Below are 13342 nucleotides of genomic sequence, written 5' to 3' on the forward strand. Positions count from 1 at the left end.
GAAAGATAAGAGGTAAGTTTTTACTATAATCCTCATTTTGAACAAGGATTTGTCTGTAAGTGTTCCATATGTAGACGGCTGTGCCCAGCAGGCAAAAATTCAAAGCAGCCCCCCGTTTTCTTTACAGGGATATGTATTTATAGCAACAAATCCGTGCGTCAACTGATTCGCGTTCGATTGAACACAGACTCACTCAGCTACCCAAAAAAGGCAAAATATATTTAAAATAAACGTAAACAGTTGATACTGCGAGCGAAATCAGGGTGATAGGAATGCCGATCAGCAGGTACTGATAAAACTTGATCTGCACATTCTCCTTAGAGGCAAGACCCACGATAACGAGGTTCGAAGACGAACCAAGCAGTGTGCCATTGCCCCCAAGGCAGGCCCCCAGCGCAAGCGACCACCAAAGAGGATCCATATTGACCATCCCGAATTCCTGGAATTCCTCTATGACCGGAATCATAGCTGCTACAAAAGGTATATTATCGACAACTGCAGAGAGCAGACCCGTTCCCCACAAAATGACAAATGCTGTGGTTTTCATATCCCCTTCCGTCAGCTTTATGATCTCCCTTGCTGCCTCATCAATGAATCCCGCCTCTTCTATTCCGCCTACAAGTAAAAATAAACCAATGAAGAAAAACAAGGTCCCCCATTCCACTTCTTTTAAGACCTCCTCCGGGTCATATATCTTCTCCAGCAGGAGCATGATCAGGACCGCTCCCGCCAATGCAACAGACGTCACATCAAGGTGGAGCACCGGATGTAACGAAAATCCCAGAAGGACCAACCCGAGAACACTGATTGAAGCAATGAGTCCTTGATTCTTCTTCAGGTATCTTTTTGCATTGATGCCTTTCAGCAATAGTTTTTTGTCTTCTTTAACAACCAGGATCTCTTTGTAGATCAGACAGATGATGGTAATGGTTACAAGCAGGATCATCGCTGAAACAGGAAGGAGATTTTGAAGGAAGGCATTGAAAGTAAAGTGTTCAACCGCCTGTCCGATCATCATATTCGGAGGATCGCCAATCAAAGTCGCTGTTCCGCCGATGTTGCAAGCCAGGATCATCATGACCAAAAATGGGAGTGGAGGCAGATCGAGTACCTTGGTAAGAGTGAACAGTATCGGGACAAGGAGCATCGCGATGGTTACATTGGCCAAAAAGGCGGATCCCACTGCAGACAGCAATGAAAAAACAACAAGCAGCGCCAATCCGTTGCCATTGACAGCCTGAGCCAGCCTGATTGCAAGAAACTCGAAGAAGCCTGTTTTACTTGTGACAGTAACAATCAGCATCATCGAGAACAATAATGTAATGGTTTTCCAGTCGATATAAGTAAACAACGCTTTTTCGATTGAGAATGCCCCGGCCAAAAGCATCGCAACTCCTCCGCACATGCTCGCCAATATCCTGTTCCACTTTTCGGTGATTAATACAATATAGACGGCTATGAATACCGCTAATATGATAAAGGGTGACATAACATCCCTCTCCTTTGGATTCCTGTGCAGGGCTGTACCGCTGCTTTCAGCTTGTCTGCCTCTTTCATTGTATGAGGCTTGGCCGGCAAAAATTATAGTCTATTTTTTTCTTTGGTGAATATGCTTGTACTAGGAAAAACTTGATTTTTTCATGTTTGAACAGAGGGGAGAGGAATATGATAGAAGCCAAGAAAATGGGAAGCGCGATTTTATATGGTACAGGAACCATTCTGGTCATTGCCATTGCAGCAAGCTTTATATTTGCTCTTTTGCTACGTTTCACAAGCCTTGAAGAAAGCTCGATCAATCTTGCAGTAACAATCATCTCATTCCTGGCATTATTCATTGGAGGATTTATGTCGGGTGGCAAAGGAAAGGAAAAAGGGCTGGTTCTCGGAGGTTTCACAGGATTGATTTTTTCCTTGGGAGTGTTTTTATTTCAGTATTTAGGCTATGATTCCCTGTTTTCCATCAAACAATTGATTTATCATGGCTGCTTCATCCTCACCTGCATGATGGGCGGTATTCTCGGAGTCAACATCAGCGGAGGAAAAACATCTTAAAGCAGCACCCCTGACTAGCTTCCTGCCAGCCAGCTGGGCACCACAGGTGAAATCATATTGGATGTCAAGGATGGCCATCCCCTTGACACAAAGAAAGCCCCGCAATGGCTGCGGGGCTTTAACATTATGCTTTGATGACTTCACGGACAGCGTTCCTGTCGTATGTAAGACGGCTTCCATCTCCGCATTTTACAACGATTGTTCCTTCTTCGATAGCATCGATGAAACCATGCAATCCGCCGATTGTAACGATCTTGTCACCTTTTTGCAGTTCATTCTGCATATGCTGGACCGCTTTCTGTCGTTTTTGCTGAGGACGAATCAGCAAGAAGTAGAAAAGTACGAACATCAGCAACAAAGGTATTAAAGTAGCAAAAGTATCCATTCTATGACCTCCTTTCCGTTTTAGGATGTGTATTCTTATAAAAGAAGAACATCCCTAAATCAGAAGTTTTTGGCATCCGGACGATTATATCCATATGCTTCAAAAAATTCTTCTCTAAAGTCCCCCAGACGATCTTCTCGAATCGCTTGTCTGACTTGCTCCATCAATTTTAACAGAAAATGAAGATTATGATAAGTCGTAAGCCTAATCCCAAAGGATTCATCACATTTAATCAAGTGACGGATATAAGCCCTTGAGTAATTGCGGCATGTATAGCAATCACAATTTTCATCGATCGGGCTGAAATCCCTGGCATACTTTGCATTTTTCACCACCAGGCGCCCTTTGCTTGTCATCAGCGTGCCATTCCTCGCAATACGGGTAGGAAGAACACAATCGAACATGTCGATTCCCCTCATTGCCCCGTCAATCAAGGCATCTGGAGAACCTACCCCCATCAGGTAACGGGGTTTGTCATCAGGAAGCAATGGTGTGGTGAATTCCAGCACCCTGTTCATGACATCCTTCGGCTCCCCGACGGACAGTCCTCCGACTGCGTAGCCAGGGAAATCCAGAGAAACGAGATCCTTGGCACTTTGTCTGCGCAGGTCTTCATATTCCCCTCCCTGGACTATCCCGAACAGACCCTGGTCCTGAGGGCGCTGGTGTGCCTCAAGGCAGCGTTCCGCCCATCTAGATGTCCTTTCTACAGAGCGTTTCATATAATCACGCTCTGCGGGATAAGGAGGGCACTCGTCGAATGCCATCATGATATCCGAACCCAGTGCATTCTGAATTTCCATTGCCTTTTCAGGGCTGAGGAACAATTTATCGCCGTTGAGGTGATTGCGGAAATGCACCCCTTCCTCTTCAATGCGGCGGAATTCACTCAGGCTGAACACCTGGAAACCGCCTGAATCGGTAAGGATAGCCCTGTCCCAGTTCATGAATTTATGCAGCCCGCCGGCTTCCCTGATTATTTCATGTCCGGGGCGCAGCCAGAGATGATAGGTATTGCTGAGGATAATCCCCGCTTCCATCGATTTCAGATCTTCCGGTGACATGGTCTTGACTGTGGCCAATGTTCCGACAGGCATGAAGACTGGCGTGTCAAAAGAGCCGTGAGGGGTATGCACCCTGCCCAAACGCGCTCCAGTTTGTTTACAAGTTTTGATATGTTCATAACGAATTGCAGTCAAATCGTCTAACTCCTTCCAATGTTCACAGGATCAGCATGCTGTCGCCAAAGCTGAAAAACCTGTACTTTTCCTCTACAGCTGTATTGTATGCATTAAGGATGATCTCCCTGCTCGTAAAAGCACTGACAAGCATGATCAAGGTTGACTTCGGCAAATGAAAGTTTGTAACAAGTCCATCAATCGCCTTGAACTCATATCCCGGATAAATAAAGATATCAGTCCAGCCGCTTTCCTCTGCGAAACGGCCGTCATGTTTGGAGGCGATCGTTTCGAGGGTCCTGGTCGAAGTCGTTCCGACCGTGATGATCCTGCCTCCGCTTTCCTTTACGCCATTCAGAAGACGGGCTGTCCCTTCGGTAATCTGGTAGAATTCCGAGTGCATGTCATGTTCCTCGATACTATCGACTGATACCGGACGGAATGTGCCAAGTCCCACATGCAGCGTTATGAACGCTACATGGATACCCTTCGACCTGATTTCATCCAAGAGCTCTTCGGTAAAATGAAGCCCTGCCGTCGGTGCTGCAGCAGATCCTCTTTCACGGGCAAACACCGTTTGATACCTGTCCTGGTCTTCCAGCTTTTCACTGATATACGGGGGAAGTGGCATTTCACCGAGTTCATCGAGAACTTCATAGAAGATACCTTCATATTGGAATTCGAGGATTCTTCCTCCCTGTTCCTTCTCTCCGGTACAAACTGCCGTCAATTTCCCTTCCCCGAAAGAGATTTTGGTCCCGGCCTTAACCCTTTTGGCAGGTTTGACCAGTGTCTCCCACTTGTCCCCCTCTTCCTGCTTAAGAAGAAGCACTTCTATTTTCGCTCCTGTATCCTCTTTTATCCCGAACAAACGGGCGGGAAGGACCCGGGTATCGTTCAATACAAGGCAATCTCCTTCTTGCAGGAAGCCGGTAATGTCCTTGAATTGCTTATGCTGCAGGCTGCCTGTCTTGCGGTCGATGGCCATCAGCCTGCTTTCTGAACGTTTTTCCAGAGGTGTCTGTGCAATCAATTCCTCCGGTAAATGGAAATCAAAATCTTCAACCTTCAAAGCTCTCACCTTACTTTTCAAATTATGTCTTATCTAAATCTGCCAATTATATAAAAAATCAATGATAACACAACACTCGCGATTATGGATGTCATAACCGGAAAATAGAATGTAGAATTCTCTTTTTTGATGATGATATCCCCTGGCAGCCTCCCCAGCTTGGTGAAGGCCATTAGAAAGCCAAGAACCAGGAGGACCGCTCCTGCAATCATCATCAGCTTCGGCAGCCCGCTCATAAGTCAGGAATCTCCATTCCGAAATGCTCGTATACAGAAGATGTCACAACTCTTCCTCTGGGGGTCCGCTGTAAAAACCCGATTTGCAGCAGATAGGGCTCATAAACATCTTCGATTGTGTGGGATTCCTCACCGATGCTTGCTGCAATGGTATCAAGGCCGACTGGTCCGCCTCTGAACCTTTCAATGATTCCCCTCAGCAATTTATGATCAATATGGTCCAGGCCGAGTCTGTCGACCTGTAGCAGTTCAAGGGCATGGCTGGCCAGCTCGGCAGTGATTTCACCGTTACCTCTCACCTGCGCAAAATCCCTCACCCTCCTCAACAGCCGGTTCGCGATCCTCGGTGTTCCCCTGGACCTTCTCGCAAGCTCCACTGAAGCCATGCCGTCAATGACCGTATCCAATATATCGGATGTACGGATCACAATTTCCCGGAGCTGTTCCTCATTATAATACTCCAGCCTGCATAATACCCCAAATCGATCCCGCAGCGGTGCGGACAAAGCACCTGCCCTTGTGGTTGCTCCAACCAGGGTGAACGGGGGCAGATCAAGGCGGACTGACCTTGCACTCGGACCATTGCCGATGACGATATCAAGGCAGAAATCTTCCATTGCCGGATATAGCACCTCCTCGATTGAACGGGGAAGCCGGTGGATTTCATCAATGAACAGAACATCACCGGGTTCAAGGGAAGTCAGAATAGCCGCAAGGTCTCCGGGCCGCTCGATAGCAGGCCCGGATGTAGTCCTTAGATTCACGCCCATCTCATTTGCAATGACAGCGGCGAGCGTGGTTTTACCAAGCCCTGGTGGACCGTACAGGAGAACATGGTCCAATGTCTCCTGCCTCATTCTCGCCGCCTCAATGAAAATGCTTAAGTTGTCTTTAACTTTATCCTGTCCTATATATTGATTCAACGTCTGTGGTCTCAAAGAAAGTTCAAAGGAATGGTCACTGGTTTCTGCTTCTGAAGACACAACTCTTTCTTCCAACTGCTCCTCCTCCTTTTCTCAGGATTATTTCAGTAATAATTTCAATGCATCTTTTATGAGTTCATCAGTCGATTTGCCTTCTGATGCCAGTTTCGGAGTCACTTTTTTGATTTCCCTTTCGGAATAACCGAGCGCCTTCAATGCAAGAGCTGCTTCCTCCACAAGCTCTTCATTGCCGGAAACCGGCTGATGCTTCCCTTCCTGAAAGAGGTTAGGAAAGTAGTCAGGGACAACGTCCTGCAGTTTCCCTTTCAAATCGAGGATCATCTGTCTTGCCGTCTTTTTCCCTACACCTGGGAACTTTGTCAAAAACCGTTCGTCCTCCCCTTCAATGGCTGAAATCACCTGTTCCGGTGCACCGGAGGCAAGGATAGCCAGCGCTCCCTTAGGACCGATACCCGACACATTCAATAACTTGATGAATAACATTTTTTCTTCCATGGTCAAAAAACCATACAAAGCCAAAATATCTTCTCTAACATGCTGATATGTATAGATTGTCGTATTTTGATTTTCAAATTTAGAAAACAGAAACGGGTTGCTGGTGAAAATCTGGTACCCCAGGCCATTGTTTTCAAGGACCACATATTCCGGGCCCACTCTTTTCACGGTTCCATTTATATATTCATACATGATTTATCTTCTCTCCCTTAATCACTACATTGTACCATAAGTACATGAAAATCGGTGTTACTGATCAGGTCACAACCACTACCCGAAACACCTGTTCTTATTTTAACAAAAAAACGGGAGAAAGAAACAAATACCATGCATTAAACTGTTCTTTTTTGGTTCTTTTAAGCCGATAAAAAAATAACCGGCCAGGTAATACAGCCGGTTTTACTCAAAAGAAGCATCATCATTCATGGAATATGGCTGGAAGCTTTGAATGACCTGCTCATAGCTTTGCTTGGATTTCACAGGGATCCCTTTGACAAGTTCATCATGCTGCTTGCTTTCAAGCCTTTTAATATCGATTTGGAAGAAAGATTGGATGATTTCAGATTGTCCCGGCTTCCCGTTGAAGATGGAAAGCACCCCTTCATCTGAAATCCCGAAATACCCGTTTGATTTCATCAATGGAGAAATATCATCGACTGCCTGGCGGAACACGACCTGTTCCTCCGACATATCCACCAGTTCCCATGCTGCATATGCAGCCCAGAAATCTTCCATTGACCAGATTGTTTCGGATTTGATTTCTTCGCTTACCTCACCATCCAAATAGACCCGTTCCAAGATGACATCCACTGTATGTACAGCAGGATCTGGATCAGCATCCGTTTGCTGGGAAGCCGCCGGATTTTCCGCTGCTTCTTTTCCCATCTTCCCGTCATCATGGAAGAAAGTGAAGTAAAAGGCTCCCATCAGGAGCAGCACCATAAACACGAGCCGAATTTTAACCGTCATCGTGATCACCTCATACTCAAATATTTAAATTCTTTTCAAACCCGAATACCATTGAACCTTACTGGTAATAGTCTGACCATTTTTTAACAATCCTATCCCCTTAAAGTGGATTTTCACCAATCTTCAATATAAAAGGCTGTTTTCGCATATACTGTTGCTTTCTAAAAAATCCCAGATGCCGGATTTTCCCCCTGTATTCAAAGGTTTTACTCTCAAAAAAGAACGAGCAGCTCTTTTCTTCCCTGCTCACCGGGGATTTTCCAGGACTTTATTTGAGATTTATAGTGAATAGCAACAAAGTTAACGAAAAGAGCCATATACAAAAAAGCGAGGAATCAGCTTCCCCGCTTTATCTTTCGCCTCTTATTGTCCTGATGATATCATGGATATCCATTTGGATCGCTTCACGCGGCCCGCCGTCACGCAAATCATTATCAATATTTCTCAGGCGGCTGAAGGTTCCTTCATCTTCAGCTACTGTAACGGTCCTTCCCTTTAAATAAGGCTGGACTGCCTTCGTGATTTCTTCCTTTGTTTGCTCAAACTGGCTGTGATCATCCAAATCCACCGCAATCAGGACATCAGTCCCATACGTGACTGACCTTACATCATTCACATTCTCAACCGACGCCGTTACATCCGCAATCTTTTCAGCAAGATCACCTTCATAAGCAGTGTAGTACGACTGTCTGGCCTTTCGAGTATTGTCGTCAAGATGACCGTGGTAATTGGCATCACTATGACTTGCTCTTCCATCCTGAAGGAAGTAGTTTCGGTCAGTCTCCGCCAGGGGTTTGGAAGGGTTTTGTGGATTTCCGTTTTCATCTGTTACCTGAAGATACCGCCTCTTGCCTTCCCGGATTGCCTTGCCTTCCTGCCCGAGTGAATGATCATACCATTCAGTCAAAGGGCCATCCCTATCCTCATTCCGGTCATCCCCGTGTCCGGCATTGGAATAGAAACCCATTGGCTCGTATGCATTCTCGTTTTGCCCGCCAACAGCATCTTCTGCTCCATTACAGGCTCCAAGGAACATAACAGACATAGGAATCAGCAAAAGCTTCTTCTGCAATGACGTCACCCTCTTTCCACAAACTTTGAGCATGACTGCTCTCTGTTAGCTTGCGGAGATCGTTCAGAGATGATTCTGTTATTTACCGTAAAAAAGCTGGGCATCTCTCCTGTATTTGGATTGAAGTCATAACAAGCTCTGGATATCCCGGCTGCATACCATTCTGTGATGAAACTGATTCACCGTCAGCTCCATGAGATAATTCCAGACATTATGCCGATAAATAGTTCCTTCGCGAAAAAAACGGTTCCACTCCCTGAAAATATCCGATGGGAAAAGGATCCCAAATAAGAATGCCTTGTCATCCTTATACTCCGATAAAGGCTTATGTCTCCACAGCTTATCGAGGGACCAGCCGCAAAACGGAAGAATCCTGTTTGCAAATTGGATATAATCAATCTCGCAGGGACCTCTGGTGATCAAATCAAGATCGATCAGATACATTTCATTGTTGGTACCGCGGATAAAGTTATGATGAGCCAAATCTCCATGGAGGATACAGGATTCATCTGAAAAACCATGCTGCAGCAAACCCAAAAGAGCTGTCTGGCCGATTTGTATATACGAATCAATCATTGCCAACGGAACATATTCACTCAAATTCTGCCTGTTACTGCGAAATTCTTGTAGTCTTTTCTTCCATTTTTCAATCAGCACCTGCCCGGGCAGAAACTGGATGCTGTCTTTTTTGAGGATCCTTCTGGATGAATCATGAAAACCTTCCACGACAGAGAGAGCATCATGCCTATCTTTGAAGGTATGATACGTAAATATTTTGCCAGTATGCACCCATTCAGTAAGACCGGCAATTTTTTCATCGAGCTTCATCTCACTGCTGCCTTCATGAACAGGATGATACCCAGGGGTTCTTAAAAATCCCTCTTGATGAAGCGCTTGAGCCACCGCTCTTTGCAATTGGAACTTTTGCCTTGTCGGATACAGCTTAAGGAACCATTGGTCTTTTCCAGCCTGCACCCTCCATTTGCCTTCTTTTATTTTGGTTATCCGAATGCTTTCGTCTCCAAGTGTTTCTTTTAATAGGAAAAGGAGACGATTTTGAAAACCGTCTCCACCCTTTTCTTTAGTCTTCAAAATCATCGTCAAAACGCGGCATTCCGAACGGCCCTGGACCGTACATTCCCGGATAGCCCGCTCCTGGCTGCATCATTCCTGGTCCTTGCGGTGACATCATGCCCTGCCCATAAGGCATTCCCTGCATTCCCTGCATTCCCTGCATTCCTTGCATTCCTTGCATTCCTTGCATCCCCTGCATTCCTTGCCCTTGCATTCCAGCAGGACCCGGTCCATACTGTCCGATTGGCGCAGGCCCGCCGCATCCGCAGCCTCCTTGCTGCATTGGTGCGCCGCCATACATGCCTGGTGACTCTTCCATCATAGCTCCTTGAACCTGAGGCATTTGGCCATAAGGGTTACCATACCCCGGTCCTGGGTTTCCGTGACCAGCTGGTGACATCATACCCGGATTTCCGAATCCCGGGCCAGGCATTACCGGTGATACCGGATAACAGCCATCCGGACCCATCATTCCAGGCCCCATCATTCCCGGATTTGGACCCATTTGCGGCTGCATGCCTCCCATAGGCATTTGGCCGGGAAAACCTCCATCGTCTTGCACTCCTGCTACAGTGGATGGTGATCCCATCGGCCCCATCATTTGGCTGCCCATCGGAGCTCCCATTTGCTGCTGAGGCGTATAAGGCATGAAGGAAGAGGATTCTTCCTCATATCCCATCGGCATTTGCTGCATGCCAGGCAGTCCTTGAGGCATCATGGAAGCTCCCTGGACCTGCCCCATAGGATAACCGCCTTGCATTGGATAGCCGCCATGCATTGGATGTCCTCCTTGCATTGGACCCAGGCCGCTTCCAGGCATTACTGGCGAAACTGGATAACAATATTCCTGCATTGGTTGTTGTGGATAAGGCATTTGCATTTGTGGTCCCCCCGGACTTTCTTCATCCTGGACACCTGCAACAGTGTCCGGCATATCTTGTAGTTTAGGCAGCACAGGTGCTTTTGGAACTTTCGGCATCTTTTGCGGAGCCTTTTCCGATTCTCCCATGACTGGAGCTTTTGGTGTTTTTGGTGCTTTTGGCATCACAGGCGCCTTTGGTGTTTTCGGCTTTGCCTGCGGCTGTGTCTGCATTTGCATGTTTGCCATATTCATCATGTAGTAGTTATTGATATCGATTTCCGGTATGACCGGCTGCGGCATTTTCGGTGTATATGGTTTTTTTGGCATTTCTTTCACAGGCATTTCTTTCTTTGGCTTGACGGCTTCTTTAGGTGTTTGGACCGGCATGGCAGCCGGTTTCTGCTGAGCAAATGGATGCTCTGCTTTCGGCATTTCTTTTTTTACTGCCATCTCCTTTTTAACCATCCCGCCTGACGTCGGAACTTTTATTTTCATACCAGGCATGATCATATCAGGATTGGACAGCTGGGCATTCATTTTCTTTAGCTCTTCGAAATTCACTCCATATTTTTTACTGATATTCCAAAGAGTATCTCCTTTTTGTACGATATGGATCTTCACTATTTATTCCCCTCCTCAGGCATAAGTCTATATATCCTATGTCAATAAATAGGCAAAGTGCTAACAATCTACACAAATACTTATGAATTCCCAGAAATAAATATACCTTCGGAGGCTGTCCGGCTTTGATTCCTACAATGCTTTTTCACGTTCTTCGAGTCTTTGGAAGAAGCATAAAGCGATTGTTTTTCCTGTATCACGCTTCCGGTTTATTCATTATAGTGATACGATTCTGTTACATTTCACTTCAGGAGGTGCTTTTATGCTGGAAGAAGCCTTAGTAAAAATATCTAATAAAGAATATGATGAAGCGAAAGTGATGCTCGAGGCTATGATAAATGATTCACCTGAAGATCCAGTAATAAATTATCATTGCGCAGCTGTAAATGATGCTTTAGGTTATGAAACAAAAGCAATCCCCTATTACCGGCGCGCTTTGGAAAACGGAGTTTCCGGTGATCTTCGTGAGGCAGCCTACATTCAGCTGGGGAGCAGTTATAGGTGCATCGGGGAATATGACTTTGCCGGGGAAGTTTTGGAGAAGGGGCTGAGTGAGTTTCCTGAGAATCCGGCCATGAAAGTCTTTTATAACATGACCCTCTATAATAAGGGAGACCATAAAAAGGCTTTCACGAATATGCTTGCTGATCTTGTTTCCGGTTCATCCGAGGAGTGGATCAGGAAATATGAAAAAGCCCTGCGATTTTACAGCGAGGATGTTGATAAAGTCTGGCGGTAGGGCTTTAAAAAGAATCTAATTGTCTTAAGTGGGCGGGCTGGAATGGCAGCTTGTTTTGCGGATTTTCCCGCTTGGGAGATGGGATACTCCCTCTTTCCATCAGGGGACCCTGTTTTTTGGGGATTCGGGACAGAATACCAGACTTAGCCCACCTCACTTTGTCGAATTAGCCGGCAATACTGCCCGATTTTCAGGCTGTGTGCGAGCAAAACCTCCCTCTGCCGCTCCTTTTGGCAGGACTGGCAGCCTTAAACCTTAAAAAAAGGCTGTTTTCGCCTATATTATAGCTTTCGAAAAAATCGCAGGTGCCGGATTCCCCCCTGTATTCAAAGGTTTTACTCTCGAAAAAAGAACGAGGAGCTCTTCTTTCCTGCTCACCGGGGTATTTACAGTGATTTACCAGAATGTTATTTGAAATATATCTTGAATAGCAAAAAAGTTGACGGAAAGAGCCTAAAAAAAAGACAAAAATCGGGCCAGCCCCTCTTTCAGGCTGACCCTCTGAATTTACGCCCTTGCAAGCATTCGATCCAATGCAAGAACGGCATTATGTGCAACATCTTCATCCACTTTGATGATGTTTTCAGGTTTGCTTTCCACGATATTCTCCAAAGACCATAATAAATGGGGAAGATCGATTCTGTTCATTGTTAAGCATGGGCACATATGGGGATTCAGGGAAATGATATTTTTATCTGTATGTTCATTGATCAGTCTCTTGACCAGGTTCATTTCGGTTCCGATCGCCCATGAGGTGCCAGGTGCTGCTTTTTTAATGGTCTCAATAATATACTTGGTTGATCCGTTGTCATCGGATGCTTCTACCACTTCCCTGCGGCATTCCGGATGTACGATGATTTTCATTTCAGGAGATTGCTCACGGACATCAGCAATATTTTTCAGTGTAAAGTTTTCATGTACCGAACAATGGCCTTTCCACAGAATGACTTTTATTTGGTCGGCATCTCCCTCAAAAAGAAGCTCATTCGTGATCGGATCCCACACAGCCATATCTTCAAGCGCGATACCAAGATCAGCGGCAGTATTCCTGCCCAGGTGCTGGTCCGGCAGGAAGAGTATCCTTTCTTTTTGCTCAAGCGCCCACTCCACCATTTTATGGGCATTCGAAGACGTCACCGTTGCTCCGCCATTCTTACCGACAAACGACTTAATTGCGGCAGTCGAATTTACGTAGGTAAGCGGGAGAATGGTATCACCGAATTGATGCTGCAGCTTTTCCCAAGCCCTTTCCGTTTGGTGGATATCTGCCATGTCGGCCATTGAGCAGCCTGCCCTCATATCGGGAAGGATGACTTTTTGGTTTTCATTTGTCAGAATATCAGCTGTCTCTGCCATAAAGTGCACACCACAGAAGACAATATACTCTGCGTCACCGTTAGCAGCGGAAACCTGGGCAAGCTGCAGTGAATCACCCGTCGTATCCGCAAATTGGATCACTTCATCTTTTTGATAATGGTGGCCTGGTATGAAGAGCCTCTTTCCAAGTTGTGCTTTGATTTCCCTGACTCTTCCCTCCATTTCCCCGGCGGACATTTCCTTATATTTCCCTGGAAGTTCATATGTGTTTTTCATTAAGGTCTGCAATACGCTCACAATTGTTTTACCCCTTTCGTTATCACCAT

14 protein-coding genes are annotated in these 13342 nt (G+C 46.0%); 2 read left to right on the forward strand and 12 right to left on the reverse strand.

Annotated elements, in window-relative coordinates:
• Nucleotides 1-193: 193 nt before the first annotated feature.
• On the reverse strand, nt 194-1489 hold the full coding sequence (locus tag D3H55_RS03590; protein WP_119545547.1) for an ArsB/NhaD family transporter: 1296 nt from the start codon (nt 1487-1489) through the stop codon (nt 194-196).
• A gap of 176 nt (nt 1490-1665) precedes the next feature.
• Between D3H55_RS03590 and D3H55_RS03595 the strand changes: the two genes are divergently transcribed.
• The gene (locus tag D3H55_RS03595; RefSeq protein WP_240628470.1) at nt 1666-2052 is read left to right on the forward strand and encodes a TIGR04086 family membrane protein; all 387 of its coding nucleotides are present in this window, start codon (nt 1666-1668) and stop codon (nt 2050-2052) included.
• Nucleotides 2053-2176: 124 nt separating this feature from the next.
• On the opposite strand, the gene yajC is transcribed toward D3H55_RS03595, so the two are convergent.
• From yajC to safA, 10 genes are all read right to left on the reverse strand, one after another.
• Nucleotides 2177-2437 (reverse strand): preprotein translocase subunit YajC, encoded by a 261-nt coding sequence (yajC, locus tag D3H55_RS03600; protein WP_119545548.1) that lies wholly within the window; start codon nt 2435-2437, stop codon nt 2177-2179.
• A 59-nt stretch (nt 2438-2496) separates the two neighbouring features.
• On the reverse strand, nt 2497-3636 hold the full coding sequence (gene tgt, locus D3H55_RS03605; RefSeq protein WP_119545549.1) for a tRNA guanosine(34) transglycosylase Tgt: 1140 nt from the start codon (nt 3634-3636) through the stop codon (nt 2497-2499).
• A gap of 22 nt (nt 3637-3658) precedes the next feature.
• Nucleotides 3659-4687 (reverse strand): tRNA preQ1(34) S-adenosylmethionine ribosyltransferase-isomerase QueA, encoded by a 1029-nt coding sequence (queA, locus tag D3H55_RS03610; RefSeq protein WP_119545550.1) that lies wholly within the window; start codon nt 4685-4687, stop codon nt 3659-3661.
• Between the two features lie 29 nt (nt 4688-4716).
• The gene (locus tag D3H55_RS03615; protein WP_119545551.1) at nt 4717-4923 is read right to left on the reverse strand and encodes a DUF2905 domain-containing protein; all 207 of its coding nucleotides are present in this window, start codon (nt 4921-4923) and stop codon (nt 4717-4719) included.
• Nucleotides 4920-5921 (reverse strand): Holliday junction branch migration DNA helicase RuvB, encoded by a 1002-nt coding sequence (gene ruvB / locus D3H55_RS03620; protein WP_119545552.1) that lies wholly within the window; start codon nt 5919-5921, stop codon nt 4920-4922. The genes D3H55_RS03615 and ruvB overlap by 4 nt, the downstream gene beginning before the upstream one ends.
• A 24-nt stretch (nt 5922-5945) precedes the next feature.
• Nucleotides 5946-6554, reverse strand: coding sequence for a Holliday junction branch migration protein RuvA (gene ruvA / locus D3H55_RS03625; RefSeq protein ID WP_119545553.1), 609 nt, complete (start codon nt 6552-6554; stop codon nt 5946-5948).
• A 207-nt stretch (nt 6555-6761) separates the two neighbouring features.
• Nucleotides 6762-7331 carry an intercompartmental signaling factor BofC gene (locus D3H55_RS03630; protein ID WP_119545554.1) on the reverse strand — a complete coding sequence of 190 codons (570 nt, stop codon included), beginning with the start codon at nt 7329-7331 and terminating at the stop codon, nt 6762-6764.
• Between the two features lie 349 nt (nt 7332-7680).
• Entirely contained in the window at nt 7681-8403 is a 723-nt protein-coding gene (locus D3H55_RS03635) for a YhcN/YlaJ family sporulation lipoprotein (RefSeq protein WP_240628471.1), read from the reverse strand.
• A 126-nt stretch (nt 8404-8529) separates the two neighbouring features.
• The gene (locus D3H55_RS03640) at nt 8530-9501 is read right to left on the reverse strand and encodes a phosphotransferase (protein WP_240628475.1); all 972 of its coding nucleotides are present in this window, start codon (nt 9499-9501) and stop codon (nt 8530-8532) included.
• Nucleotides 9485-10960: a SafA/ExsA family spore coat assembly protein gene (gene safA / locus D3H55_RS03645; RefSeq protein ID WP_119545556.1), complete on the reverse strand. Its 1476-nt coding sequence runs from the start codon at nt 10958-10960 to the stop codon at nt 9485-9487. Before safA ends, D3H55_RS03640 begins: the two co-directional genes overlap by 17 nt.
• Before the next feature lie 262 nt (nt 10961-11222).
• Between safA and D3H55_RS03650 the strand changes: the two genes are divergently transcribed.
• Nucleotides 11223-11699: a tetratricopeptide repeat protein gene (locus D3H55_RS03650; RefSeq protein WP_240628472.1), complete on the forward strand. Its 477-nt coding sequence runs from the start codon at nt 11223-11225 to the stop codon at nt 11697-11699.
• A gap of 507 nt (nt 11700-12206) precedes the next feature.
• Here the strand turns inward: D3H55_RS03650 and nadA are convergent.
• Nucleotides 12207-13313: a quinolinate synthase NadA gene (nadA, locus tag D3H55_RS03655; protein WP_119545557.1), complete on the reverse strand. Its 1107-nt coding sequence runs from the start codon at nt 13311-13313 to the stop codon at nt 12207-12209.
• Nucleotides 13314-13342: the final 29 nt, after the last annotated feature.

It is taken from the genome of Bacillus salacetis, assembly GCF_003581585.1.
GTDB classification, from domain to species: Bacteria; Bacillota; Bacilli; order Bacillales; family Bacillaceae_B; genus Rossellomorea; species Rossellomorea salacetis.

Coding starts and splice junctions, on each gene's coding strand:
- D3H55_RS03590 (WP_119545547.1), bottom strand. CDS start 1,489: ATGTCACCCTTTATCATATTAGCGGTATTCATAGCCGTCTATATTGTA.
- D3H55_RS03595 (WP_240628470.1), top strand. CDS start 1,666: ATGATAGAAGCCAAGAAAATGGGAAGCGCGATTTTATATGGTACAGGA.
- yajC (WP_119545548.1), bottom strand. CDS start 2,437: ATGGATACTTTTGCTACTTTAATACCTTTGTTGCTGATGTTCGTACTT.
- D3H55_RS03615 (WP_119545551.1), bottom strand. CDS start 4,923: ATGAGCGGGCTGCCGAAGCTGATGATGATTGCAGGAGCGGTCCTCCTG.
- ruvA (WP_119545553.1), bottom strand. CDS start 6,554: ATGTATGAATATATAAATGGAACCGTGAAAAGAGTGGGCCCGGAATAT.
- D3H55_RS03630 (WP_119545554.1), bottom strand. CDS start 7,331: ATGACGGTTAAAATTCGGCTCGTGTTTATGGTGCTGCTCCTGATGGGA.
- D3H55_RS03640 (WP_240628475.1), bottom strand. CDS start 9,501: ATGATTTTGAAGACTAAAGAAAAGGGTGGAGACGGTTTTCAAAATCGT.
- D3H55_RS03650 (WP_240628472.1), top strand. CDS start 11,223: ATGCTGGAAGAAGCCTTAGTAAAAATATCTAATAAAGAATATGATGAA.